A 26,634-nucleotide genomic window follows, 5' to 3' on the forward strand; every position below is an offset into this window, starting at 1 on the left:
GCCGCCATGCCGACAACTGGAATTTAAAAGCAAGGCGTATCTGGCGCAGAGCATCTATGCTTGTTGCGATCAATAAGGAGAGTGCATGACATTATTACCCTGGCAACCACCCTATGACTGGCGATGGATGTTCGCGTTTCTCAGCGCGCGTGCGGTAGCGGGAATTGAAAGCTTCCATGAAGATGAATATACCCGCAGCTTTAGTATCGATGGGCACAGCGGATTGATTACCGTTAAAGCGGATGAATGCGAGCAGGGTTTCCGGGTGATGCTCTCTCCCGGACTATTACCGGTAGCAGACCAGTGCCTGGCGCGCGTAGCACAACTGTTTGATTTAGCATGCGATCCGTTTGAGGTCACGCAAACCTTAGGCAAACTGGCGCAGCCGCGGCCTGGGTTACGCTTGCCGGGCGCGCTGGATGCGTTTGAACAGGCGGTGCGCGCGGTATTGGGGCAACTGGTGAGCGTAGCGATGGCGGCGAAGCTGACGGCCAAAGTGGCTGCGGCCTACGGGCAGCCGTTAAGCGAAGCGCCAGGCTATGTTCTCTTCCCTGACCCACAGAAACTGGCGCAAGCCGATCCATTGGCGCTCAAAGCACTAGGTATGCCCCTTCGCCGCGCGGAAGCCTTGATTCACCTTGGCAAAGCGGCATTGAGCGGTGAATTGCCGTTGACGGCGCCTGCTGATATTGCAACCGGTATGAAGCGATTACAGAGTCTGCCGGGCATTGGTCGCTGGACGGCGAATTACTATGCGCTGCGTGGTTGGCAGGCAAAAGATATTTTTCTGCCCGATGACTATCTGATTAAACAGCGTTTTCCTGGAATGACGCCCGCGCGTATCGCGCGCTATGCCAGCCGCTGGCAACCCTGGCGCTCCTATGCGTTGTTGCATATCTGGTATACCGAAGGCTGGACGCCGGACGAGGAATAGGCGTACAGGGCGCATATCACTGGTATCGCCGCCCTGAAATCCCTATAATTGCCGCGTTTGACGGTCAAACGTCACCCTCCATCTACATCCAGGTTAATCAGGTCGCAAAAATTTATGACTGATACGTCTCATCAGTGCGTCATTGTAGGCATCGCCGGCGCATCGGCTTCGGGCAAAAGCCTTATCGCCAGCACACTTTATCGTGAATTACGTGAACAAGTTGGCGATGAGCATATTGGCGTTATTCCAGAAGACAGCTATTACAAAGATCAAAGCCATCTGTCGATGGAAGAGCGTGTAAAAACCAACTATGACCATCCGAGCTCGATGGACCATAGCTTGTTGTTCCAGCATTTACAGACGCTGAAAAGCGGCCAGCCAATTGAATTACCCGTGTATAGCTACGTTGAACATACGCGTATGCCGGAAACGATTCATATTCAACCGAAGAAAGTGATCATTCTGGAAGGGATCCTGCTGTTGACGGATGCCAGACTCCGCAATGAATTAAACTTCTCTATTTTCGTCGATACGCCGCTGGATATCTGCCTGATGCGCCGCATCAAGCGTGATGTTAACGAACGTGGTCGTTCCATGGACTCGGTGATGGCGCAGTATCAGAAGACGGTGCGGCCAATGTTCCTGCAATTTATTGAACCTTCCAAGCAATATGCCGACATTATTGTCCCGCGCGGCGGTAAAAACCGTATTGCCATCGATATTCTGAAGGCCAAAATCAGTCAGTTCTTTGAATAACACGTACTAATTGTGTAACGTGCAAAGAGAATCCCAATTGCCCTTATTCCCGGAAAGCGTAAGGGCTAGATGCCTTAAAGGAGAAAGCTCATGCGTCTGTGTGACCGAGATATAGAAGCCTGGTTGGATGAAGGGCGCCTGGCAATCAGCCCGCGCCCGCCGGTGGATCGAATTAACGGCGCCACCGTTGACGTTCGCTTAGGCAATAAATTCCGTACCTTCCGCGGTCATACGGCGCCATTTATTGACCTGAGCGGCCCTAAGGCGGAAGTGAGCGCGGCGCTGGACCGGGTCATGAGCGAAGAGATCGTATTGCCGGAAGGTGAGGCTTTCTATCTTCATCCTGGAGAGTTGGCGCTGGCGGTGACTTATGAGTCTGTAACGCTTCCGGCAGACCTCGTCGGCTGGCTTGATGGCCGCTCGTCACTGGCGCGTCTCGGACTTATGGTTCACGTCACTGCGCACCGTATTGACCCGGGCTGGTCTGGCTGCATCGTGCTGGAATTCTATAATTCCGGCAAGCTGCCGTTGGCGCTGCGCCCGGGAATGCCCATTGGCGCGTTGAGCTTCGAGCCGCTTTCTGGCCCGGCGGCGCGGCCATACAACCGCCGTGAAGACGCCAAATATCGCGACCAGCAGGGCGCGGTGGCTAGTCGAATCGACAAGGATTGATAAAGTAAGCGGCTTATAGAGGATGTCATGAGACGAATTCTGACCACGCTGATGATCTTGTTGACCGTCATTGTCGCGGGACTCACTGCGCTGGTGTTGCTGGTCAACCCTAATGACTTCCGCAACTATATGGTGCAGGAAGTGGCGGAGCGTAGCGGCTATCAACTGAAGCTTGATGGTCCGCTGCGTTGGCATGTTTGGCCGCAGTTGAGTATTCTCTCCGGCCGTATGGCGCTAACGGCGCCAGGTGCTTCCGAACCGGTCGTGCGTGCTGATAATATGCGTTTGGATGTTGCGCTGATGCCGCTACTTTCTCATCAACTGCAGGTCAAGCAGGTGATGCTGAAAGGCGCGGTCATTCAGCTTACCGCGAAAACGGAAGCGGTGCGTGACCAGAACGCGCCGGTGGTGCCGCATGACAATACGTTGCCTCAGGCGCCGCAAGATCGCGGTTGGTCCTACGATGTCCGTAAGCTGCAGGTAGCCGATAGTGTCCTGTTCTTCCAGCATGAAAATGGCGAACAGATCACCGTGCGCGACATACGCTTACAAATGGAGCAGGATGACAACCATCTGGCGACGGTTGATTTCTCCGGCAGGGTCAATCGCGATCAGCGTGACCTGGCGTTGTCCTTTACTGCACAGGTTCAGGGCGGTGATTACCCTCATTCTCTGAAAGCTGATTTTTCGCAGCTCAACTGGCAGGTACGCGGAGCGGAGCTGCCGCCGGATGGCCTCAACGGGCAAGGAAGTCTGCAAGCCAGCTGGATTGAAGAGGCGAAAAAACTCAATTTCGACAATCTCAATCTCACGGCTAATGGCAGCGCAATTACCGGTAGTGGTAGCGTTGTGTTGGGGGATAAACCTGACTGGGTGCTAAACCTGCAGGCGACCACCCTGAATCTGGACAGTTTGCTTGCGCAAAACGCGGCGGCCAATGAAGGCAATGCCGATCAGCGTGGGCAAAGCCAGCCGAGACAGCTGCGCCCCGTGATTGCCGATAGCGATATCCAGCAGGATTATCATAGTTTGCTTGGCTTTAACGGCCAGCTCGCGCTGTCGGCGGATCAGGTGCAGTGGCGTGGTATGCGATTCAGCCAGGTGAAGAGTGATATCACGAACCAGCAGGGCCTGCTGACGGTGAAACAACTGCAGGGCAGTCTGGGCGAGGGGCGTATATCTTTACCTGGAGTGCTGGATGTTCGGGGCAATACGTCCCATGCCGCTTTCCAACCGCAGTTAGATAATGTGGAAATCGGTACCATTTTGCAGGCGTTCCACTACCCGATTAGCCTGACGGGAAAATTATCCCTGAATGGCGATTTCTCCGGCCCGCGCATTGATGCAGATGACTTCCGTCGTAACTGGCAGGGACAGGCACAGCTGCGAATGAAGGATACGCGTACTGAAGGGCTCAACTTCCAGCAGCTCGTACAGCAGGCTGTAGCGAGGAGCACCAACGTACAGGCGCAAGAAAACTTCGATAATGCGACTCAGCTTGACGCGTTAAGCAGTGATTTAACCCTGAATAATGGCCAGATAACGCTTAACGGCTTGCAGGGACAGTCGGCAATGATGGCGTTGAACGGGCAAGGTAATTTGAATCTGCAAGCAGAGGATTGCGACATGCATTTCAACGTGCGGGTGTTAGGCGGCTGGAAAGGTGAAAGCAAGCTGATTGACCGCCTCAAGCAGACGGCAATCCCGCTGCGTATCTATGGTAAGTGGCAGTCGTTAAGCTATAGCCTACAGGTAGATCAGATCCTGCGTAAGCAGTTGCAGGACGAAGCCAGACAGCGTTTGAACGAGTGGGCTGAACGCAATAGTAATAGTCAGAACGGCAAAGATGTGAAGAAACTGCTCGATAAGCTGTAATCATCATCAGCCGCCGCAGGTGACCCGCGGCGGCTGAACCGCTTTATTCACACTTCATAATCTAATTCATCTTCTACTTCAATCGGCGGGATAATCTGTACTTTCTGCACTCGGTGGCTTTCAACTTCCAGAGTTCGCAGGGTATAACTGCCAATCTTCACTTCTTCACCTGCGGCTGGAATATGCTGCAAATATTCCATCAATAATCCGGCTATCGTGTGATATTCGCGTTTATCATCCAGCGGCAGCGGAACGTACTGAACCAGATCCTCCAGCGGCATATGGCCGTTAGCGGTCCAACTGCCATCGGCGTTTTTGTGAATATCATGACGAGCATCGATCTCTTCCACTTCATTAGGCAGATTACCCGCAATGGTTTCCATAACATCGCTGATAGTCACCAGCCCTTCAACGGAGCCAAATTCGTCGACCACAAAAGCAAAGTGCGTCCGCGCCTGACGAAACTGCTCCAGCGCCGGGAGTAGCTGCAAGGTTTCCGGAAAAATAAGCGGTTGGCGTAGCAGAACGTGTAAATCAAGCGGCTCATTGCGCAACGACTGCTGTAGCAGGTCGATAACATGAACAACCCCTAACAGATCCTCGTTATCGTTGCCGCCGGTGACGACTATACGGGTATGCTGGTTTTTCTCCAGCAGCGCGCGGACTTCCTCTTCGGGCGCGCTTAAGTCGATGTGTTCAATATCGTGACGTGAAGTCATGATGCTGCTGACGGTGCGTTGATTCAGATTCAGTACGCGCTCAATCATTAAGCGTTCCTGCGGATTAAACAGCGGGTTTTCCCCCTGATCGGCGACCATGGTTGCCGTCTCGGCATCAAGCTCAGCATTCTCCTTACGTCCGCTTAGTAGATTCATCACCGCCTCAGTCGTCCTCTGCCGCATAGTGAGATTTGCCGAGAGGAAGCGCCGGCGATTAAAGATAGCTAACTGATTGAATGATTCGATCATCACCGAGAAACCAATAGCGGCATACAGATAACCTTTCGGGATTGGGAAGCCAAACCCTTCGGCGATCAGGCTAAAACCGATCATCAGCAGGAAACTAAGGCATAGGATGACAATCGTGGGGTGGCTGTTGACAAAGCGGGTCAGGGCTTTGCTGGCCATTAACATCAGCGTAATGGCGATAATAACTGCGGCCATCATTACCGCCAGATGATCAACCATACCAACCGCGGTAATGACTGAATCCAGCGAGAAGATAGCATCTAGCACGACTATTTGCGCCACCACGCCCCAGAACTTCGCCCCTTTACGCTGGGTGGGATTATTACTGTCTTTCCCTTCCAGCCGCTCATTAAGCTCAACGGTGGCTTTAAACAACAGGAACAGCCCGCCGAATAACATGATCAAATCGCGGGCGCTGAAGCTTAAGTCATGCCAGTTGAAGAGCGGCGTGGTGAGGGTGACTAACCAGGAAATTGACGCCAGCAGAACCAAACGCATCACCATTGCCAACAACAGACCGGTAACACGCGCGCGATCGCGCTGGGCAGGGGGAAGCTTTTCGGCAAGGATAGCAATGAATACCAGGTTATCTATCCCCAGAACCAGTTCGATAACCACGAGCGTAATGAGACCAGCCCAGATAGAGGGATCGGCAATCCATTCCATAATCAATAAGAACCTTTACAACATAATCGTATCATCTATCGATCATGGATAAGCGCCAGGTAAAATGCAACGACTTATGGTGGCGATGCGTAGCGGGTTAGCGTACAAACGAAAGTTATAACGTAATAAGCGATGGTTAAATATCGGGCCTTTAAGATCTATTTGGGCTGATTTGGAATTAATTAGAAATCCACACAATTACTGTGCGGTAATAGCAAGGATAAGAAAAGATTATTAACCGTAGCCAACACCAAAATATTGGCGTATTTTTCACCAAGTTGTTATTTAGGGGAAAATTCCTACTGAATTCCGTAGCTTGTCAGGCCTCTCGTTTAATAAGACCCTTAAGATGGCTCATTGTTGCATAAAAGCAGCAGTATCAGCGATGGATAATGGGTTAATCTGCGGGTAAGAAGGTTAGTCAAGTTAGCTTTTTGTCCAAAGTTTAGACGATTTTACTAATTACTATCACCAAATTGCTATTTCACATGGTATTTGACTTTTACTGAAGTGTCTTGCCATGGCGATTTTTAAGAAAGAAGGTGTTTAATCTGCAAAGGAAGTTGCTTATCGCCAGGATCGTTTTCCAATTATTATTGTTAAATAACAATGCATTAAGCGCTGCTTTTGCTCTGTTCCCATGAATGCCAATTGACCAGGACAAATGTGTGAGAATTTTCTTAAAGCTACCTGTCAGCTAGCATTTTTTGCGTGTATTCTTGGACTAAGAGAGTAATTTAGGATTTTGGTTAAAGTCGTGCACGGTACGATGCTGTACCATCACAAACAAATGCCAGTGACATCAACGTTCTGACAAAAATTCGAAAGTTTATAACCATATAGGTGGATGAAATAATGGTGAGTTTGAAAGCAATTATTCCGGTAGCAGGGTTAGGGATGCATATGTTGCCTGCAACCAAAGCGATACCGAAAGAGATGCTGCCGATCGTTGATAAGCCGATGGTTCAGTATATCGTCGATGAAATTGTCGCCGCCGGAATCAAAGAAATTGTGCTGGTCACCCATTCATCTAAGAATGCTGTAGAAAACCATTTCGATACCTCTTATGAGCTGGAAGCGCTGCTGGAGCAACGAGTTAAACGCCAACTGTTAGCAGAAGTGCAGGCGATTTGTCCGCCAGGCGTCACGATAATGAACGTTCGACAAGGTCAGCAACTGGGCCTGGGTCACTCTATCCTTTGTGCGCGTCCGGCCGTTGGCAATAATCCGTTTGTAGTAGTGTTGCCGGATATCATTCTTGATGGTGCGAGCGCGGATCCGCTGCGTTATAACCTTGCGGCAATGGTAGCGCGGTTTAATGAAACCGGGCGCAGTCAGGTTCTGGCCAAACGCATGCCAGGGGACCTTTCCGAGTATTCCGTCATTCAAACCAAAGATGGGTTGAAAGTGGAAGGGGAGATTGGCCGTATTGTTGAATTTATTGAAAAACCAGACGAACCGCAAACGCTCGATTCCGATTTGATGGCCGTTGGCCGTTATGTGCTGTCTGCTGATATCTGGGAAGAACTTGAGCGTACCGAACCTGGCGCATGGGGTCGTATCCAGCTGACTGACGCTATAGCCGCACTGGCGAAGAAACAGTCTGTTGATGCCATGTTGATGACCGGTGAGAGCTACGACTGCGGTAAAAAAATGGGCTACATGCAGGCGTTTGTAAGCTACGGCTTACGTAACCATAAAGAAGGAACTAAGTTCCGCGAGAGCATCAAAAAGCTGCTGGCGTGAAACCAGGCGCTTAATACGAACGAAAGCTGGCGTGCAGATAACATCATATTGTTGGGTGGCACGCCAGCGTTAGAAGATCCAACTGAAATGAAGCCGAGATTCTTATTTATTCGGTTCATTAATTGCAATGAAGAGTTTTCATCTCAGTTGAATCTTATTGAGTACATAGATGCGATGGCTGATTGATGATTGTCGTGCGTGAAGCAGTCATTTGGTCAGATGAGTCAGAAAATTGCTTAACTGATAGTTGCTTAGTGCGCTCTTTCTTAAGTAAGCGCACTGTAGCACAGTTAGAGATGCGAAATAAAACTTGACTGAGATCATGTTTAGCCATTAAACAACGGTGATGTATGCATATAAACGTAACGTTAATGGATGAATATGCCCATAAGGAATTCATGGATAAGATACAGGGAAAAGGGATGTATCGTCAGAGGATGAAGCGTAAATGAACTGGCAATTTGTCTCGTTTTTTGGCGATAGTACCGTGTTGCTTCCTAGTGCAGTGGTGCTGTTCGCGGTGCTGGTGCTGCGTAAAACATCCCGGACTCTGGCCTGGCAATGGGCGCTGCTCTTTGGGATTACGGGGACTGTCGTGTGCATTTCAAAACTGGCCTTTATGGGCTGGGGAATTGGCATACGGGAAATCGATTTTACCGGTTTCAGCGGACATACCGCACTCTCAACCGCCTTTTGGCCAATACTCTTATGGCTGTTAACTTCTCGTGCTTCATCATCCCTGCGCTGGGGGGCCGTGCTTCTGGGCTTTATTCTGGCGGGTATTGTGGGCTATTCCCGATTGATGATTCATGCACATTCGGTATCTGAAGTGGTGAGTGGATTTATTCTGGGTGCTTGTGGAAGTTTGACTTTTCTGCTGTTGCAATGGCGTACGTCGGCTTTTCGTTCTGCGCAGATTTCATGGATGGGGGCATTGAGCGTGGTAATTATCCCACTCATATTATTAAACACTGGGGTTAAAGCACCGACGCAGTCCTTGTTAGGCGAGGTTGCAACCATGATCGGGCCATTTGACAAGCCGTTTACCAGAGCCGATCTACATAAGCATATATATTAATCATACTAGTTCGATATGTTTAAGGGTTAACTGCTGGCGTGATTAGTATGATAAATAGCGTATCCATAGCTAGCTAAGGGATTTTAGAATCGTGACCTTCATAATGGTGAAACATAATAATGTTAACAGGATCCTTGAAAGCACGGTCCGGTATGTTATTACGGATAAGATGATTCTTAAATGAAAAGAGAATAACGGAAATCAGAGTTATCGTTCTGGAACCCAAAAAAGAAGTGGGTAATGATATCTATCATATTTTGTAGTTGACTACTGCATGGGTATTTTTTTACTTAAACATGGTATTTATTTTAATCGATTTAAAATCATATAGTTACCATGGATCATTCTTAGGGTGGTAATAAAGTGGTCAACTGGTGAGAGATGCCATTAAATAATCTTATTAACAGATGAACCCTTGCCGGTAAAAATGAAAAATATCGTTTTATCCGCTTCGTGGGGGGGAATTTATGCTCCCAATTAACAGAAGAATCTCGTAAACTCGAGGCGGTAAAAATAATTGCTGTGGTTAATTCACCAACAGCCGATGTAAAGAAAATTCCTGGGTAAGAGGTACAGTGCGTTGGTAGCTGTTAAGCCAAGGGCGGTAGCGTATCCAGACACTCGCGGTACCCAATGTTTTGAATACTCACCATACGCATAGCGACGTTGTCAGACTTCTGATCATGTGCACATTATTGAGCCCATGAAAGTAGCCTTGGCAACCAATATCGCTTACATTATGAATGCATTAAGTTCACATCCGTTTGCAGCAAACCGCTCGTACCTGAGGATGTTGTCCATCGAGGCAATGGATCGCTGTTGTAAAAAATAGGCTTGTCGAACTCATAAGCTCCTGATTCTTAAAAATCCCCATTGCCGTACCCACCTGGTGGGAAGGGACTCGTAAATGGAACTTGAACAATGATAAAAATTGCTCGTATCGCACTTGCTTTGGGTCTGGTTGCATCAGTTAGCTCGCAGGTATATGCAGCAGGGTTGGTGCAAAATGATAATGAACTTCGCAACGACCTGGCGTGGTTATCCGATCGCGGAGTCATTCATCTAAGTCTCTCCACCTGGCCGCTCAGCCAGGAAGAAATTACCCGAGCACTGAAAAAAGCAAAACCTTCATATTCCTCTGAACAAGTTGTCCTGGCGCGCATCAATCAACGCCTTTCTAATTTGAAGGCGGATTTTCGCGTAAGCGGCTATACGTCAACTGACCAGCCTGGAACACCTCAGGGATTCGGCCAAAGCCAACCAGCAGATAATTCTCTCTCTCTTGCCTTCAATAACAGCGGTGAATGGTGGGATGTGCATCTGCAGGGGAATGTCGAAGGCGGCGAGCGTATTAGCAATGGATCGCGCTTTAATGCCAACGGCGCGTATGGCGCAGTCAAGTTCTGGAATCAATGGTTATCATTCGGTCAGGTGCCTCAGTGGTGGGGCCCTGGTTATGAAGGAAGCCTGATTCGTGGCGATGCGGCAAGACCGATGACCGGTTTTTTAATGCAACGCGCTGAACAAGCTGCTCCTGAGACATGGTGGTTGCGCTGGATTGGTCCGTGGCAGTATCAGATTTCCGCAAGCCAGATGAACCAATATACGGCCGTACCTCATGCTAAGATCCTTGGTGGGCGTCTTACTTTCACACCTTTTCAGTCACTTGAGCTTGGCGCTTCACGCATAATGCAGTGGGGGGGAGAAGGGCGTCCTGAATCCTTTAGCAGTTTTTGGGATGGCTTTACTGGCAAAGACAACTCGTCAGCCAACGACCCAAATGAACCGGGTAACCAACTTGCCGGCTTTGATTTTAAGTTTAAGCTCGAACCTACCCTGGGCTGGCCGGTGAGTTTCTATGGCCAAATGATTGGCGAAGATGAGTCAGGATTCCTACCTTCCGCGAATATGTATCTTGGTGGTATTGAAGGTCACCACGGCTGGGGTAAAGATGCGATTAACTGGTATGTGGAGGCGCATGATACCCGTACCAATATGAGTCGCACTAATTACAGTTATACCCATCACATCTATAAAGATGGTTATTATCAGCAAGGCTATCCACTAGGTGACGCGATGGGGGGCGATGGCCAGTTGTTTGCAGGCAAAGTTGAGTTGGTGACTGAAGATAATCAGCGCTGGAGTACCCGTCTGGTGTACGCGAAAGTGAACCCGGAAAATCAGACTATCAATAAAGCGTTTCCTAATTCAGACACCTTAAAAGGGATACAGTTGGGCTGGAGTGGCGATGTCTATAAATCTGTTCGATTGAATACTAATCTTTGGTACACCAATGCCGATAACAGCGATAGCGACGATGTTGGTGCCAGTGCAGGGATAGAGATTCCATTTAGTTTATAGGCTGGATGCTGAGAAGAGGGTAGGGATTACTGATTGTGAATTGTTAATCGGTAAAAACTCAGACGGCAAATCAGTAATTGAAAAATTTGGTTTATTGATGATGTGACATTATGAAGAAAAAAATTGTTAGGGTTTCAGCAGTGGCATTGGCAATTAGCTTTTTGACAGGGTGTACTATTGTTCCGGGTCAGGGGCTGAACAGCTTACGCAAAAATGTAGTTGAACTTCCGGATAGCGATTATGACCTGGATAAGTTGGTGAACGTTTATCCAATGACGCCGAGGTTAGTGGAGCAGCTTAGACCTGAGACTGTGCTGGCTCGCCCAAACCCTCAGTTAGATAACTTATTGAAAAACTATGAGTATCGTATTGGGGTGGGGGATGTGCTGATGGTCACTGTTTGGGATCATCCAGAGTTAACTACTCCAGCTGGCCAGTATCGTAGTGCAAGTGACACCGGCAACTGGGTGAATTCTGACGGCTCAATTTTTTATCCTTATATAGGTAAAGTTCAGGTAGCAGGAAAACCGTTGAGTCAAGTTAGACAAGAAATAGCGAGCAGATTGACAACATACATCGAGAGTCCACAAGTCGACATCAGCGTGGCAGCTTTCCGCTCTCAAAAAGCATATGTTACAGGTGAAGTGGTTAAATCAGGCCAACAACCGATAACCAATATACCGCTGACAGTTATGGACGCAATAAATAACGCGGGCGGCTTAGCACCTGATGCTGATTGGCGAAATGTAGTCCTGACACATAATGGCAAAGATACTAAGATTTCATTATATGCTCTGATGCAAAAAGGAGATTTAACTCAAAACCACTTACTGTATCCGGGTGACATTTTGTTTGTACCAAGAAACGATGATCTCAAGGTATTTGTGATGGGAGAAGTGGGCAAACAAAGCACCATGAAAATGGATCGAAGTGGAATGACGCTCGCAGAAGCTCTAGGGAATGCAGAAGGAATTTCCCAAGCAATGAGCGATGCAACAGGGGTATTTGTAGTTCGCCAGCTTAAAGGTGATAAGCAGGGTAAAATTGCTAATATTTACCAACTTAATGCTCAAGATGCATCCGCAATGGTATTAGGGACTGAATTCCAATTACAGCCATATGACATTGTTTATGTTACAACAGCTCCGCTGGTTAGATGGAACCGCGTTATTTCACAATTGGTACCAACAATTAGTGGGGTTCATGATATGACTGAAACTGTTAGATATATCAAAACGTGGCCATAATAATGTTTGATTCTATATTAGTGATCTGTACAGGTAACATTTGTCGCTCTCCAATAGGAGAGCGAATACTACGTAGTATTTTTCCAGATAAAAAAATTGATTCCGCTGGTGTTGGCGCATTGGTAGGTCATGCAGCAGATAATTCAGCGATAAGGGTAGCTAGTAACCATGGTATATCCCTGGAAGGGCATAAAGCAATACAATTTACTAGTGCTTTGGGTCGACAATACGATCTGCTACTTGTAATGGAAACTGAGCATTTAGAACAAGTTAGTCGAATCGCGCCGGAGGTTAGAGGCAAGACAATGCTACTTGGACATTGGTTGCAAGGAAAAGAAATCCCCGATCCTTATCGCAAAAGCGATGAGGCGTTTGAGTCGGTGTATCGATTAATAGACCAAAGCTGCCAGCACTGGGCAGAGAAACTAGGTAGATAATTCAGGAATTTTCTGCATGGCATCATTAAATAACAATACTTCGCAAGATAGTAACGACATTGATTTCGGGCGGCTGATTGGTGAGTTGATTGACCATAAAAAACTCATCATTGCTGTTACTGCTGGTTTTACAGTACTGGCGGTATTGTACTCACTGTTAGCTACCCCAATATATCAAGCAAATGCTTTAATCCAAGTTGAACAAAAACAAGGAAATGCACTTTTAGATAGTCTCAGTCAGATGTTGCCTGATAGTCAACCTCAGTCTGCACCTGAAATAGCATTACTACAATCACGAATGATTCTTGGCAAATCAGTTGATGATTTAAATCTTCAGGCTCAGACAGAACAGATTTACTTTCCCGTGTTTGGGAAAGGTTTATCCAGAATACTAGGTGAAAAACGAGGCAAAATAAATGTATCCAGGCTGTATTTGCCAAAAAGCCTGAAGGGCGATACACCTGAAATCATACTGACAGTTAAGGATAAAAATAATTACCAAATTGAAAGTGGTGATTTGGTCATTAATGGAGTCGTGGGTAAATTGATTGAAGATAAAGGAATATCATTATTAGTTCAATCAATCGATGCAGAACCGGGAACACAATTTAAAATAAGATATTTGCCAAGGCTATTAGCAATAAGTAACCTTCAAGACTCATTTAGTGTTGTCGATCAAGGCAAAGATACCGGGATGCTTAATTTGACATTAACCGGAGATGATCCTGAGCTTATTGCTCATATGTTAGATAATATTAGTCAAAATTATCTATCCCAGAATGTCGATCGGCAAGCAGCACAAGATGCAAAGAGTTTAGAGTTTTTGAGTAATCAGTTACCGACTGTTCGCTCTGACTTAGATGCTGCAGAAGATAAATTGAATGCTTATAGGAAACAAAAAGACTCAGTTGATTTGTCTATGGAGGCAAAATCAGTACTTGATCAAATTGTAAATGTCGATAACCAATTGAATACGTTGACATTCAAAGAGGCTGAAATTTCGCAGTTATATACGAAAGAACATCCTACATATAAAGCGTTAATGGAAAAACGTAAAACTCTGCAACAAGAAAAAGGAAAACTAAGTAAGCGCGTAAGCGCGATGCCATCAACGCAGCAAGAAGTACTTCGATTAAGCCGTGATGTTGAGTCAGGTCGAGCTGTGTATATGCAGTTGCTCAACCGGCAACAAGAGTTAAGCATTGCTAAGTCGAGTGCTATTGGTAATGTCCGTATAATTGATCAGGCAATAACAGAACCAAGTCCGGTGAAACCTAAAAAAATCCTTGTTATCGTAATCGGAATTATATTGGGATTATTTATTTCGGTAGGACTCGTATTGGTTCGTGTCGTTCTGCGTAGAGGAATCGAATCTCCTGAACAATTAGAAGAACTCGGTGTAAATGTTTATGCAAGTGTACCGGTGTCTGAATGGTTAACAAAACAAAATACCGGAAAAATCAAACGCAATAAAAATCAATCTAGTACTTTACTTGCTGTAGAGAATCCAGCTGATTTGGCTGTGGAAGCTATCCGAAGTTTACGCACCAGCCTTCACTTTGCAATGATGGAAGCAAAGAATAATGTTCTTATGATTTCAGGTGCTAGCCCTAATGCAGGTAAAACTTTCATTAGTACTAACTTAGCTGCAATAATTGCTTTGACAGGAAAAAAAGTTCTTTTTGTGGATGCCGATTTACGTAAGGGGTATGTACACAAAATGTTGGGCAAACAGCATGCCAAGGGACTATCTGAGATATTATCTGGTCAAGAATCAATTGAAAAAGTCATCGAACGAGTTCCCGGTGGTGAATTTGATTATATTGGCCGTGGACAAATTCCTCCGAACCCTGCTGAATTGCTAATGCATACTCGCTTCTCTGACATGATCGAATGGGCATCAAGTAATTATGACCTTGTAATTGTCGATACACCACCAATCCTTGCGGTTACCGATGCTGCTATCATTGGGCGCTATGCAGGAACAACATTGCTTGTTGCTCGTTTCGAGGCTAATACTACGAAAGAAATCTCAGTAAGTGTTAAGCGCTTTGAACAAAGTGGTGTAAATGTTAAAGGTTGTATATTGAATGGTGTGTTAAAGAAAGCAAGTAGCTATTATGGTTATGGATATAATCATTATGGTTATTCATACTCAAACAAAGAATAATAAATTATTATGATATTAAAGGTGAGCTACTATAGCTCACCTTAAATATTGTCATATACAATTTAAATCTCTATGTGTACACAGAGGGAGCTATGACGCACTTTTCTAAAAATATAACTTGCAGCGTAATCCTAGCGCTTGCCGATTTTTTTGGCTTTGTTCTCTCTTTATATCTTTCCTTAGGAATACTTTCAGTTACGCTAACTCACTTTGAAGAACGTGTACCAGAAGAACAAATATCCGGTTGGATTGCTTTACATTGGTTGCTAGGAGTATGTTGCATATGCTGGTATGGAGTACGACTCAGACATTATTTTTATCGGAAAACATTTTGGTTTGAATTAAAAGAAATATTGCGTACATTAATAATTTTTGCTGTTATAGAAATCGCTGTCATTGCATTTGCAAAATGGTATTTTTCAAGATATGTCTGGTTGCTGACATGGTTATTTGCCCTTGCATTAGTCCCGTTGTCAAGAATCGCTGCAAAATGGGTGCTCAAAAAGATCGGGTTATGGCTCAGAGATACCTGGATTATTGGCAGCGGTAAAAATGCATTAGATGCATATAATGCGATACAAAGTGAAAAAAATCTCGGTTTAAATATTGTTGGGTTTATTTCAGATAGTGAGCAGCAGGGGTTAATAAAAGAAAAATTAAAAAATGCAAATGTTTTGAAGCCCGAAGAAAACTGGCTGAATAGCATTGATAAAAGAACACAGTTCATCGTTGCAGTAGAATCAAATCAAGGCGATGTGCGAAATGCATGGTTACGAGATTTTATGATCAAAGGATACCGATACGTATCGGTTATACCAACATTGAGGGGTGTGCCACTCGATAGTACGGATATGTCATTTATTTTTAGTCATGAGGTAATGATATTCCGTGTTCAACAAAATTTAGCGAAACTGTCGTCAAGAATACTTAAACGAACCTTTGATATTATAGGGTCAATAAGTATTATAGTGATATTATCACCGCTTCTTATATATATCAGCCATAAAGTTAAAAAGGATGGTGGCCCGGCAATTTATGGTCACGAACGAGTAGGGAAAGACGGGAAATCGTTTAAGTGTTTGAAATTTCGTTCAATGGTTGTTAATTCAAAGCAGGTTTTGGAAGAGTTACTTCTTTCAAATGCTGATGCCAAAGCGGAATGGGATGCGACATTTAAATTAAAAAATGATCCAAGGATTACCAAAATTGGCCAATTCCTGAGGAAAACAAGTTTGGATGAGTTACCTCAGTTGTTTAATGTGTTAAAAGGCGAAATGAGTCTGGTTGGACCGAGGCCAATTATCACAGCTGAGTTAGAAAGGTATAACGATGAAGTGGAGTACTATCTTCTGAGCAAACCAGGAATGACTGGATTATGGCAGGTAAGTGGTAGAAGTGATGTTGACTATGACACCCGTGTATATCTTGATGCCTGGTATGTTAAAAATTGGTCAATGTGGAATGATATAGCCATATTATTCAAAACAATTACAGTAGTTTTGAAAAAAGATGGTGCTTATTAACTATTGCTGTGGGTGTGAACATGAATAGAAGAGCTTTCTTGTTATCAACGATTTCTAGTGTAGCATTAAGCAGTCAGTTTGCGCGCGCAGTAACAGTAAATAATACTAAAAAAAATTTATCAGAATTTTTTAAAAACCAAAATAGTAAGAAGATTTTAATCCCTCCTGGTGACTATTACTTTGACGGTACATCTATAAACATTGACTCGATGTCAGAAATAATTTTTTCGGATGGGGCTAATATTTATATTGATGCACATAAGAGTAATCGTAGTGCTGCGATATTTAATATTGCAGGTGCTAAAAATATACAAATTTCAGGAGGGAACTTCATTGCTGAAGATGATTTGATAGTAGTTGTGCAGTGTGTGGATTATGTTGAAAATATTACTGTAAAAAAAATTAAGTGTATAGGGTGTAGGATTTTATCTTCCAAAATGACACAAAGATACTCTGATATTCTTATTGAAAGAATAAGTCAGGATATCAATGTGTCATCTTGTAGTGCTAATGCAAAACAAATAAAAACTAATCATGCCTGTATTGAACTTAGTTATATCAATGGAGGGCGGTGTGGTAATAATATAATATCAGCTTTCTATCATGGAATTATGTTCTGGGGCGGTGATTCGAATCCCGTTAAAGATGGGGAGCCGCATAATGAAAGAAAATGCACAGCATTAGTAATTAATAATAATATAATCCGTGATGTCAGATTAGGCGGGATTTGGGGGTCAATGGGGGAGCGTGTAAGCATTACTGCGAATTATGTAGAAAACGGTGGTGATGTGGGTATTGATTTTGAGGGCTGTAATAATAGTATTGCTAAAAACAACATCGTCAAAAATTTTAAACATGGATGTCTAGCAACTTTTTTTATATGTAATAATATTATATTTAAAAATAATCTTGCACTTAACTCTGGTCTTTATGGAAAATCTATCGCGGCTATATTTAATGCAAGTCAAAAACCACTTAATAAAAATATTAACTTTATCGGTAATGTGTTTGTTAGTGAAGGTTTGATTTCATATTTTAAACAAAATGGTGCGACTGATTACCTGAATGTTAGAAATAATTATTTTGGCAATGTAATTGTTGATTTTACTAGCAATAATAATGGTGATATTGACATTTCTGATAATAAGTTTAAATACGATACTATAATTGATAAAATGGCTAGTACAATTAGGGTTGGAAACGTTAAGAAAGCAAGTGCAAGTATAAAAATTGCTAATAATACATTCATAAACATACCATCTGAAAATTTTAAAGCTATACAGTTTTTTAGGATTGAACCAAATAAGAGATTGAGCGTAAAAACCAATAACAATGTATTAAATAATGTTTTGATTAACAAAGACCAAATATCATATCAGAATTGATGTTTTGAAATTAAGAATATAAAAATGGATAAGAAATATGAGTAGGTTAAAAGATGCACTGCTTTTCATAACATTTGCGATCCCCAAAGCAGGTGCTAAAATCGGAGGGTTCCCACTATATATTTCGCTGTTGAGTAGTATGTATTTTATGTTCATGGGAGCCTTGCATGCACTGACAAGACCGAAAGAACTCTTACTCGCATTAATACCATTAATATTGTTATTGCTTTCATTTTTAATAAATCAATCTTCATACAATGCATTGTTTTTTTCGGGCTCACCATTTTTACCATTGTCATCTCAAATAGCATATATTAGTTCGATGTTTGCTTTTTTTTGTTATTATGGTGCTCTTGGTATCAACAATGCTGACAATTGGAAACGTTATTTAAAATTAATTTTTTACATCCTTGTTATTTATGCTTTAATGCAAAAAATTATTGGTGACTATACTGTGGTTATCCCCGGTATTACAGCAAATTTTCAGGATGCAGTAACGCCAAACTTTCTTGCAGACAAAAATAATATGATTTGGGGGATACATTATCTTAAAGCTACATCCACATACCAAAATGGTAATGTATTTGGCGCGAATCTATTACTAATTGGTTTCGCTGTTATTGCAAATTTAAGAAATGAGTTAAAAGGAACAATTGTCCCATTATCTTTGCTTGGGGTCGTCGTGTTATTGACAGCCTCAGCATCAATATACCTTGGTATGATTGGGGCACTTTTATGGATGTTTTTTACTGCAGAAAAAAAATCCCCAATGGCATTGATAGTAATGCTACTTGTAATCGTAGTCTCGGCAGTAATGTTTTTGATTTTATTAAATACCGATAATATTTTTTCAAAAATAATATATGAAAGATTGGTTAACCGTGACTTAAGTCAAGGGAGCGGGAGAATTGAAAAGATTATATCCTATATTGATATTATTACCGAACATCCATTAATTTTGCTAAATGGTATGTTATCTTACAATAGAACATTTTATGAGATTTATGAAGTTCTTCCGGCATCAATAGCACAAATTTTTGGTGTGCCTATGGTTTTATATTTCTTGAGTTTTATTTTTATTAAGTTAAAACCGTTGTTGAGATCGCCTTACATTTTGCCGTTTGTCGCATATTTTTGCGCCGCATTGTCAGATGGTGCTTTTTGGTTGCCACCGACTGCTACGAATCTTTTTATTATTATGGGGTTATGTACAGTTTGGTTTAATCAAGAGTGTAAAAATAAAACTGAAGGTGCTAATGATTAATAAAATTAAAACAGCGGTTGTTTTTACTGCATCAATCGTGGGTGGTCATGAATTAATGGCTATAGCTCATATAAAGCGATTTATTAATAAAGGGTTTAGTTTATCATGTTTTGTACCAGAGGATAATTCTCAACTAAAAGAAATCCTTACAAATCAAAGCGTAGTATATGATACGCATGCAGTATGTCATAAAAGATTGGAAATTCTGCACTCTTTTTTAAATCTAAAATATAGAATGCGGGCAAGACATTTTTTAAAAAAAATAAGTGCTGATTATGATTATATTGTCATTATTCAAGGTGATATTGAGTTAGGTTCTGTATTAATAAATGAAGGGGCGGTTATTTGTAAAGACAAAATAATTAGTTATATCCCTTATACACATCGCTTTTCTTTAATGGGAAGCAAGTTTGCCTTAGTTAAGGATATTTTGTCCAACATCGTTTATAAAAAATGCAACAAATACATCACAATAAGCAATGTATTTGCTAATGAGCTGAAGAAAAGAAATTCAAATGCTCGTGTAAAAGTATTACGTAATGTTATTGTTAATTTTAACCCTGAGAATGTAAGAGGAAGTGGTTACACATACCATCAAAGTGAAAATGAATTTGTTTTGCTAATGGCCGGAAGAATCTATTTTCGGCAAAAAGGGCAACATCTACTGATTGGTGCTTTGAAAAAAATTAATGTCAATAAAAACATAAGAGTTAAGGTTATTGGTGATGGCCCAGACCTTAAAAAAATGAAGGAGATGTCAGACACACTGAGTTCTAATGTGACGTTTGAATACATGGGCTGGAAGAATAATATATGGGACTATACCAAGGATGTGGATGCATTAGTTTTACCTTCATTGTATGAAGGAGTACCGCTCGTCATGCTTGAAGCAATTAAGGCAAATGTCTCGATTATAGCTCCTGCCCGTGATGGCATGCTTGATTATATACCTCAGATTTATTTATATAAAACTGGTAGTGAAGAAGAAGAAATAGACGCTTTATCGATAAAGCTGCAAGATATTATAAGTGGCAACTAACCAATGGATATTTATGAAAAACATTCTAATTGATGACCGATGGTCAGGTTCAGGCGGAATCGGAACATTTGCTGAAGAAATTAATAAAATAACAAATTATAAGAGTGCGGGTTTCACCGGCAAACCATTCAGCCCTGTTGATTGCATAAAAACATCGTTAAAGATGCTGAAGATGCGTGATGGTATAGTTTTTTTTCCAGGCTATATTCCTCCATTATTTTCCAGAATACCATTTGTGTTTACAATCCATGATTTGAATCATTTGGAGCGTCCTGAAAATTCGAGTCTATTAAAAAAAATATTCTATAAGGTTGTTATAAAAAGAGGATGTCGAAAAGCTAAGTATATTTTTACTGTTTCCGAATTTTCTCGACAAAAAATCATCCAATGGTCCGGAGTTCCTGCTGAAAAAGTTGTAAATGTAGGGAATGGAGTATCCAACAATTTTCGACCAAATGGACAAAAGAAAGATTTTGGATATCCTTATTATTTATGTGTCAGTAACAGGAAAAGTCATAAGAATGAGGTTGGAACAATTCAGGCTTTTGCCAGAGCAGATATCCCTAAAAACGTAAAACTTGTTTTTACTGGCAAGAAAACAGATGAGTTAGCGACTCTCATCGAAATCAATGAGCTTACTGATAGGGTTGTATTTACTGGTTTTGTCAAAAACGAAGAATTACCTGAGCTTTATCGTGGTGCAGAAGGATTGATTTTCGTCTCCTTCTATGAAGGATTTGGTCTCCCTGTTATTGAGGCAATGGCAAGTGGTATACCTGTAATTACCTCCAAAACAACCTCCCTCGGTGAGGTTGCTGGCGACGCAGCACTTGTAGTTGACCCTGAGAATATACAGCAAATAGCAACTGCAATATCTAAATTACATTCTGATATTGAACTTAAAACCCAACTCATTAGTAAAGGCTCAAAACAGGTCGGTAAATATTCCTGGAGTGCTACCGCAGAACTTGTTAATAAGTATCTAACAAGTAGTTGAGAGTATAGAAATCGTAAAACAAGAATGAAATTTTTCTGTGTTGACGATAATGTTGGTAAAAATGAGTGAAAAATACGCTACAAATAAAAAAATAGTTGCAAAGAACACATTCATGCTTTATGGCAGGATGTTACTAATAATGTTTGCAACTTTTTATACCTCACGCTTAGTTTTAAATGCGCTTGGGGTTTATGACTTTGGGCTTTACAGTGTCATTGGCAGTATTATCGTTTTATTTTCGTTCATTCAAAACGTATCAGCTTTGGCAACTCAAAGGTTCCTGTCAGTTGGTTTAGGTAGAAGGGACTTTTCCTGGACTAAAAGAGTCTTTTCGACAAGTATATTGGTCCATTTCATAATATGTGGTGCCGTTTTATTCCTCGCTGAAACAATTGGGTTATGGTTCTTAATCTATAAATTAAGAGTTCCCGTTGAGCGTATGACAGAAATATTTTGGGTGTACCAGTTGTCTGTCATATCTCTGCTTATTCAGATCATGCAAACACCATTTATTGCAGCGTTAATTGCAACTGAAAAGATGGATTTGTTTGCTAAGATAGGGATATTTGATGCTATTCAGCGCTGGGGCATGGTGTATTTATTTACCTTGTTCGAATTCGACTCGAAATTAATATGGTATGCTGCATTCTTGCTTTTTGGATATATATCAGTGTTTTTTGTCTATTTTGTTAGTTGCATTAAGAAAATAGATATATGTACTGTAAAGGTAAGTTTCAAAGAAAATAAAGAACTGCTCAAGGAAATACTATCCTTCTCGAGTTGGTCAATGATGGGCTCATTGAGTTTAGTCGGACTTTCTCAAGGTATTGCTCTCCTGACATATTTCTTTGTCGGAGTTGTGGCAAATGGTTCTGTTTGGTTAGCGGAGCAGGTGCTGATTGCATTTAACCGTGTCATAGGTACTTTGCAAACCGCATTCAATCCTCAACTGATAAAGCAGCATTCAACTGGAAATCACGAAGAGGTTTCGTCTCTTCTATCTTTATCCTGCAAGTTGACTGGCTTTATCGTACTGATTGCAGCAGTACCCGCCTTTGTAGATGCGCCTTTTGTTATTAACTTATGGTTGAAACAAGTTCCAGAACATTTGGTGGTGTTGGTAAGAATTGTCATACTGTATGTCATCATTGATTCTCTATCAGGACCTTTTGTTACCGTAGCATATGCAGTGGGAAAGTTGCGGAACTATCAGTTAATAGCATCATTAATAATGCTTTTAACTTTGGTATTAACATATGCTCTTTACTCTTTGGGTTTTGCATTGGTTGTGGCGGTGTCTAGTCGTATACTTTGTGCAGTTGCAATGCTTATGTTCAGAGTTTTGTATGTGGAAAAAGTAACTGGATTAAATAGTAAAATATTTTTCCTTAATATTTTCCCGCGCTTATTTTCTGTTTCTGTAATATCATTTGCAATTTCATTTTACATTAACACCGTACTTCCTGTAGGTTTTTTAGGATTACTGCTTCTAATCGCCTTAAACACAATCTCAGTGGCTATACTCTTTTTCTATTTGGTGCTAATTAGTTCAGAAAGAAAATATTTAACATCTTTAATAAAGAAAAAATTAGGTAGGAAATAACATGCAAGTAAACAATACTCAATATGGCGTCCTGACGTACGAAAGTGACATCTATGTCAAAAGAAACTGGATCAATCTGGGTGATTATGTACAAAGTACAGCAGCACGCCAGTTTTTACCTTGCGTGAATGAGTATATACCACGAGATCATATGAATACTTATAGTGGTAATAAAGTAAAAATGATCATGAATGCGTGGTATATGGATATACCAGAAAACTTTCCGCCATCTGAAGATATAACTCCTTTATATGTGTCAATCCATATTAACTCTACTATTGTAGATAAAATTTTCACACCTGCGAGTATTGCGCACTTTAAAAAACATGCGCCGATAGGTTGCCGTGATTTTTACACTCGTGATTTGCTGATCTCAAAAGGGATTGATGCGTATTACTCAGGCTGTATGACACTTACGTTGGGGAATAAATATAAACGGGATAATGTTACTGATGATATTTATTTTATCGATGTGATGTATGACTCAATGTCATTACCAGAGTTAATGAGCCAACCATTACGTTTCGGAAAACGCTTGCTAAATGGTCGGGCATTTGAATTTAATCATAGAAGCAAAGTACTAAACCAGTTTTTTGATAGTGAATTACTCAAGCATGCTAAACATGAAAAACAGATCATTCCGTACCTTTCCGCTGACGAAGGTTTTAAATTAGCCGATGATTTTCTGAGGAAATTGGCTAATGCAAAACTGGTAGTAACCTCCAGGATTCATACTGCTCTTCCATGCCTGGCTATGGGCACTCCAGTTATTTTTGTAAATGGTGGTTTTAAAAATAAAGTTGATAACTGCCGTTTCGATGGGTTATTTGACTTCTTTAATAGAATTGACGTCGATATGAATGCCAATGCGACTGCTAACTTCGAATTTGATGGTAAGAAAATAGGTATGAATACTATTATTAAAAATAAAACATTGCATGAACAATATGCTAATGAATTAGCGAATAAATGCAGAAGTTTTGTTGTGTAATTTTATTCTAAATGTCTCTTTATCGAACTGTAAATATATTAAATGAGGTTAAGTCATGATTCTCCCAGTGATAATGGCTGGAGGTACTGGTAGTCGTTTGTGGCCGATGTCGCGAGAGCTATATCCAAAACAGTTTTTACGTTTACACGGCGAGCAATCAATGCTTCAGGAGACAATTACTCGCCTTAATGGTTTAGAGACTAAAGAACCTATTGTGATATGTAACGAACAACATCGTTTTTTAGTCGCAGAACAACTACGTCAAATCGAAAAGCTATCTAATAACATTATCCTTGAACCAATTGGACGTAATACGGCTCCAGCAATTGCACTTGCTGCATTACACGCAGTAGCACATGATGATGATGATCCATTGCTACTTGTTTTGGCCGCGGACCACGTTATTGAGAATAACGATGCTTTTCAAGCTGCAATCAACAGCGCTGTAGTTTATGCAAATCAAGGGAAGCTTGTAACGTTTGGTATTGTGCCTACTGGCCCTGAAACGGGATATGGTTATATCCAGCGTGGTAACGAAGAACATTTCGATAATCATATAGCTTATGATGTAAAACGTTTCGTTGAAAAACCTAACTTGCATACAGCACAAGAATATTTGGACAGCGGTGAATATTACTGGAATAGCGGTATGTTCATGTTTCGAGCAAGACGCTTTCTGCAAGAGTTGGATGAGTTCCGTCCAGATATTCTTAGCTCATGTAAAAAGGCAATGCAGACTGTGCATACCGATTCTTTACGTGATTTTATTCGTGTTGATAAAGATGCTTTTATTGCTTGCCCTGATGAGTCAGTTGATTATGCTGTAATGGAAAAAACGCAATCTGCATCTGTAGTACCACTGGATGCAGGTTGGAATGATGTTGGTTCATGGTCAGCACTGTGGGAAGTCAACGATAAGGATGGTCAAGGTAATTCACTATCCGGGGATGTTTTTGTTCATGATTCTTCTAACTGTTATATAAATAGCGAAGAACAACTAGTAGCTGCCGTTGGGGTTAACAATCTGGTAGTAGTCAGCACCAAAGATGCTGTGCTCGTTATAGATAAATCACAGGTGCAAGACGTTAAACGTGTAGTTGAACATCTTAAAATGACTTCGCGTAGAGAGTATAGGATCCACCGTGAATCCTATAGCCCTTGGGGGCATAGTGATAAAGTGGTTAATACAACTAAATATCACATTAACAAAGTTACAGTTAAACCGGGCGGTAAGTTTTCTTTGCAAATGCACCACCACCGGGCCGAGCACTGGATTATATTATCAGGAACAGCGAAGATTACCTTAAACGAACGTGAGTTTTTGCTTACTGAAAACCAATCAACATTTATTCCTGCTGGTTCGACTCATATGCTGGAAAATCCAGGGAAAATAGATCTTGAAATCCTTGAGATTCAATCTGGTTCATATTTAGGTGAAGATGATATTGTTCGTCTAAAAGATCATTATGGAATTTGATTAAACGGGGAAAATGATGGAATTATTAACCTGCTTTAAAGCGTATGACATTCGCGGCAAGTTAGGCTCGGAACTTACAGAGGACATCGCATACCGTATTGGTCGTGCATATGGTGAGTATCTTAAGCCTAAAAAAATGGTTGTCGGAGGCGATGTCAGACTAACTAGTGAATCCCTTAAACTTGCCCTTGCCAAAGGATTGCAGGATGCTGGTACTGATGTTTTAGACATTGGTTTATCGGGTACTGAGGAGATTTATTTTGCTACATCTTACCTCGGCGTTGATGGCGGAGTGGAAGTAACAGCCAGTCATAACCCAATTGATTATAATGGAATGAAACTCGTCCGCGAGAACTCAAAGCCAATCAGTGGTGATACTGGGCTAAGGGAGATCCAGCGTCTTGCCGAAGAGAATAATTTTGCTATAAATTCATCGCAGCCTAAAGGTAGTTATCAATCCATTTCTGTATTAGATGCATATATTGATAAGTTATTGAGCTATATCAATCTTCATAATATCAATAGAACGCTAAAATTAGTTGTTAACTCTGGTAATGGCGCCGCAGGTCATGTTATTGATGCCCTTGAGAAGCGCTTTATAAAGCATAATGTTCCTGTTGAATTTATAAAGGTGCACCATGAACCCGATGGGACCTTCCCAAATGGTATACCAAATCCATTATTACCAGAGTGTAGAAAAGATACTACTGACGCTGTCATAAAAAATAATGCTGATATGGGAATTGCATTCGATGGTGATTTCGATCGATGCTTCCTGTTCGATAATATGGGTAACTTTATCGAAGGCTACTATATTGTTGGTCTTTTGGCTGACGCATTTCTTGAAAAGAATCCTGGTTCTCGTATTATTCATGACCCGCGTTTAAGCTGGAATACAATTGATATTGTAAAGAATGCTGGCGGCATTCCTGTGATGTCTAAAACAGGTCATGCTTTCATTAAAGAACGTATGCGTGCAGAAGATGCAATATACGGCGGCGAAATGAGCGCCCACCATTATTTCCGCGATTTTGCCTATTGCGATAGCGGAATGATCCCATGGCTCCTTGTCGCTGAATTGCTCTGTATCAAGGATAAAACGCTAAACCAATTAGTTAGTGCACGGATGCAAGCTTATCCTGCCTCTGGAGAAATCAACAGCTCCCTTAGCGATCCGCAATCCTCGATCAAACGGGTTCTTGAGCGATATCAGAATGAAGCTCTTGATATTAATTACACGGATGGTATAAGCCTTGAATTTGCGGACTGGCGCTTCAATCTACGTAGTTCTAACACTGAGCCTGTCGTTCGCTTAAATGTGGAATCCAGAAGTGATGTTACTTTAATGAAAGAAAAAACTGCAGAGATTTTAGCCTTGTTAAGGGCTTAAATTTAAATTACTAAAGGTGCTTTTCAAATCTGGAGCACCTTTATATTTTGCATGT

Annotated in this window: 20 protein-coding genes; 19 read left to right on the plus strand and 1 reads right to left on the minus strand. The window is 42.0% G+C overall.

Annotated elements, in window-relative coordinates:
• The first annotated feature begins 85 nt into the window (after positions 1-85).
• The 4 genes from alkA to asmA all read left to right on the plus strand — a co-directional run bounded on the left by alkA (position 86) and on the right by asmA (position 4,237).
• The gene (gene alkA, locus KGA69_RS14500; protein WP_213292415.1) at positions 86-934 is read left to right on the plus strand and encodes a DNA-3-methyladenine glycosylase 2; all 849 of its coding nucleotides are present in this window, start codon (positions 86-88) and stop codon (positions 932-934) included.
• A 114-nt stretch (positions 935-1,048) separates the two neighbouring features.
• Positions 1,049-1,690: a uridine kinase gene (gene udk, locus KGA69_RS14505; RefSeq protein WP_015365789.1), complete on the plus strand. Its 642-nt coding sequence runs from the start codon at positions 1,049-1,051 to the stop codon at positions 1,688-1,690.
• Between the two features lie 90 nt (positions 1,691-1,780).
• Entirely contained in the window at positions 1,781-2,362 is a 582-nt protein-coding gene (gene dcd / locus KGA69_RS14510; protein ID WP_015365790.1) for a dCTP deaminase, read from the plus strand.
• A gap of 27 nt (positions 2,363-2,389) precedes the next feature.
• Positions 2,390-4,237 (plus strand): outer membrane assembly protein AsmA, encoded by a 1,848-nt coding sequence (gene asmA, locus KGA69_RS14515; protein ID WP_045391866.1) that lies wholly within the window; start codon positions 2,390-2,392, stop codon positions 4,235-4,237.
• Positions 4,238-4,284: 47 nt separating this feature from the next.
• On the opposite strand, the gene KGA69_RS14520 is transcribed toward asmA, so the two are convergent.
• A complete protein-coding gene (locus KGA69_RS14520; RefSeq protein WP_045391864.1) occupies positions 4,285-5,871 on the minus strand; it encodes a TerC family protein in 1,587 nt (528 codons plus the stop codon).
• Between the two features lie 855 nt (positions 5,872-6,726).
• On the opposite strand from KGA69_RS14520, the gene galF reads away from it, so the two are divergent.
• The 15 genes from galF (at position 6,727) to cpsG (ending at position 26,579) form a co-directional block, all read left to right on the plus strand.
• Positions 6,727-7,617, plus strand: a complete 891-nt coding sequence (gene galF / locus KGA69_RS14525) for a UTP--glucose-1-phosphate uridylyltransferase GalF (protein ID WP_015706060.1) — start codon at positions 6,727-6,729, stop codon at positions 7,615-7,617.
• 448 nt (positions 7,618-8,065) lie between these two features.
• Positions 8,066-8,695 carry a phosphatase PAP2 family protein gene (locus KGA69_RS14530; RefSeq protein ID WP_049061330.1) on the plus strand — a complete coding sequence of 210 codons (630 nt, stop codon included), beginning with the start codon at positions 8,066-8,068 and terminating at the stop codon, positions 8,693-8,695.
• Between the two features lie 921 nt (positions 8,696-9,616).
• Entirely contained in the window at positions 9,617-11,056 is a 1,440-nt protein-coding gene (locus KGA69_RS14535; RefSeq protein ID WP_045391859.1) for a capsule assembly Wzi family protein, read from the plus strand.
• A 110-nt stretch (positions 11,057-11,166) separates the two neighbouring features.
• Positions 11,167-12,303 carry a polysaccharide export protein gene (locus KGA69_RS14540; protein ID WP_047046465.1) on the plus strand — a complete coding sequence of 379 codons (1,137 nt, stop codon included), beginning with the start codon at positions 11,167-11,169 and terminating at the stop codon, positions 12,301-12,303.
• 2 nt (positions 12,304-12,305) lie between these two features.
• Entirely contained in the window at positions 12,306-12,740 is a 435-nt protein-coding gene (locus KGA69_RS14545; RefSeq protein ID WP_072057560.1) for an arsenate reductase/protein-tyrosine-phosphatase family protein, read from the plus strand.
• Between the two features lie 16 nt (positions 12,741-12,756).
• Positions 12,757-14,910, plus strand: coding sequence for a polysaccharide biosynthesis tyrosine autokinase (locus tag KGA69_RS14550; protein ID WP_047046468.1), 2,154 nt, complete (start codon positions 12,757-12,759; stop codon positions 14,908-14,910).
• 92 nt (positions 14,911-15,002) lie between these two features.
• A complete protein-coding gene (wbaP, locus tag KGA69_RS14555; RefSeq protein WP_047056460.1) occupies positions 15,003-16,433 on the plus strand; it encodes an undecaprenyl-phosphate galactose phosphotransferase WbaP in 1,431 nt (476 codons plus the stop codon).
• 20 nt (positions 16,434-16,453) lie between these two features.
• Positions 16,454-17,818, plus strand: a complete 1,365-nt coding sequence (locus KGA69_RS14560) for a right-handed parallel beta-helix repeat-containing protein (protein WP_213292416.1) — start codon at positions 16,454-16,456, stop codon at positions 17,816-17,818.
• Between the two features lie 37 nt (positions 17,819-17,855).
• On the plus strand, positions 17,856-19,082 hold the full coding sequence (locus tag KGA69_RS14565; RefSeq protein ID WP_047056462.1) for an O-antigen ligase family protein: 1,227 nt from the start codon (positions 17,856-17,858) through the stop codon (positions 19,080-19,082).
• Positions 19,075-20,121, plus strand: a complete 1,047-nt coding sequence (locus KGA69_RS14570; protein ID WP_213292417.1) for a glycosyltransferase family 4 protein — start codon at positions 19,075-19,077, stop codon at positions 20,119-20,121. Before KGA69_RS14565 ends, KGA69_RS14570 begins: the two co-directional genes overlap by 8 nt.
• A 13-nt stretch (positions 20,122-20,134) precedes the next feature.
• A complete protein-coding gene (locus KGA69_RS14575; RefSeq protein WP_059342077.1) occupies positions 20,135-21,118 on the plus strand; it encodes a glycosyltransferase family 4 protein in 984 nt (327 codons plus the stop codon).
• 61 nt (positions 21,119-21,179) lie between these two features.
• Entirely contained in the window at positions 21,180-22,721 is a 1,542-nt protein-coding gene (locus KGA69_RS14580; protein WP_213292418.1) for an MATE family efflux transporter, read from the plus strand.
• A gap of 1 nt (position 22,722) precedes the next feature.
• Entirely contained in the window at positions 22,723-23,712 is a 990-nt protein-coding gene (locus tag KGA69_RS14585) for a polysaccharide pyruvyl transferase family protein (RefSeq protein ID WP_213292419.1), read from the plus strand.
• 55 nt (positions 23,713-23,767) lie between these two features.
• Entirely contained in the window at positions 23,768-25,189 is a 1,422-nt protein-coding gene (locus tag KGA69_RS14590) for a mannose-1-phosphate guanylyltransferase/mannose-6-phosphate isomerase (RefSeq protein ID WP_047046485.1), read from the plus strand.
• A gap of 16 nt (positions 25,190-25,205) precedes the next feature.
• A complete protein-coding gene (gene cpsG, locus KGA69_RS14595) occupies positions 25,206-26,579 on the plus strand; it encodes a phosphomannomutase CpsG (protein ID WP_152691906.1) in 1,374 nt (457 codons plus the stop codon).
• The last annotated feature ends 55 nt before the right edge of the window (positions 26,580-26,634 follow it).

It is taken from the genome of Klebsiella sp. A52 (assembly GCF_018388785.1).
GTDB classification, from domain to species: Bacteria; Pseudomonadota; Gammaproteobacteria; order Enterobacterales; family Enterobacteriaceae; genus Klebsiella; species Klebsiella aerogenes.

Bases quoted from the DNA above. Each gene is read 5' to 3' on its own strand.
- alkA (WP_213292415.1), top strand. From the start codon at position 86: ATGACATTATTACCCTGGCAACCACCCTATGACTGGCGATGGATGTTC.
- udk (WP_015365789.1), top strand. From the start codon at position 1,049: ATGACTGATACGTCTCATCAGTGCGTCATTGTAGGCATCGCCGGCGCA.
- dcd (WP_015365790.1), top strand. From the start codon at position 1,781: ATGCGTCTGTGTGACCGAGATATAGAAGCCTGGTTGGATGAAGGGCGC.
- asmA (WP_045391866.1), top strand. From the start codon at position 2,390: ATGAGACGAATTCTGACCACGCTGATGATCTTGTTGACCGTCATTGTC.
- KGA69_RS14520 (WP_045391864.1), bottom strand. From the start codon at position 5,871: ATGGAATGGATTGCCGATCCCTCTATCTGGGCTGGTCTCATTACGCTC.
- galF (WP_015706060.1), top strand. From the start codon at position 6,727: ATGGTGAGTTTGAAAGCAATTATTCCGGTAGCAGGGTTAGGGATGCAT.
- KGA69_RS14530 (WP_049061330.1), top strand. From the start codon at position 8,066: ATGAACTGGCAATTTGTCTCGTTTTTTGGCGATAGTACCGTGTTGCTT.
- KGA69_RS14535 (WP_045391859.1), top strand. From the start codon at position 9,617: ATGATAAAAATTGCTCGTATCGCACTTGCTTTGGGTCTGGTTGCATCA.
- KGA69_RS14540 (WP_047046465.1), top strand. From the start codon at position 11,167: ATGAAGAAAAAAATTGTTAGGGTTTCAGCAGTGGCATTGGCAATTAGC.
- KGA69_RS14545 (WP_072057560.1), top strand. From the start codon at position 12,306: ATGTTTGATTCTATATTAGTGATCTGTACAGGTAACATTTGTCGCTCT.
- KGA69_RS14550 (WP_047046468.1), top strand. From the start codon at position 12,757: ATGGCATCATTAAATAACAATACTTCGCAAGATAGTAACGACATTGAT.
- wbaP (WP_047056460.1), top strand. From the start codon at position 15,003: ATGACGCACTTTTCTAAAAATATAACTTGCAGCGTAATCCTAGCGCTT.
- KGA69_RS14560 (WP_213292416.1), top strand. From the start codon at position 16,454: ATGAATAGAAGAGCTTTCTTGTTATCAACGATTTCTAGTGTAGCATTA.
- KGA69_RS14565 (WP_047056462.1), top strand. From the start codon at position 17,856: ATGAGTAGGTTAAAAGATGCACTGCTTTTCATAACATTTGCGATCCCC.
- KGA69_RS14570 (WP_213292417.1), top strand. From the start codon at position 19,075: ATGATTAATAAAATTAAAACAGCGGTTGTTTTTACTGCATCAATCGTG.
- KGA69_RS14575 (WP_059342077.1), top strand. From the start codon at position 20,135: ATGAAAAACATTCTAATTGATGACCGATGGTCAGGTTCAGGCGGAATC.
- KGA69_RS14580 (WP_213292418.1), top strand. From the start codon at position 21,180: ATGAGTGAAAAATACGCTACAAATAAAAAAATAGTTGCAAAGAACACA.
- KGA69_RS14585 (WP_213292419.1), top strand. From the start codon at position 22,723: ATGCAAGTAAACAATACTCAATATGGCGTCCTGACGTACGAAAGTGAC.
- KGA69_RS14590 (WP_047046485.1), top strand. From the start codon at position 23,768: ATGATTCTCCCAGTGATAATGGCTGGAGGTACTGGTAGTCGTTTGTGG.
- cpsG (WP_152691906.1), top strand. From the start codon at position 25,206: ATGGAATTATTAACCTGCTTTAAAGCGTATGACATTCGCGGCAAGTTA.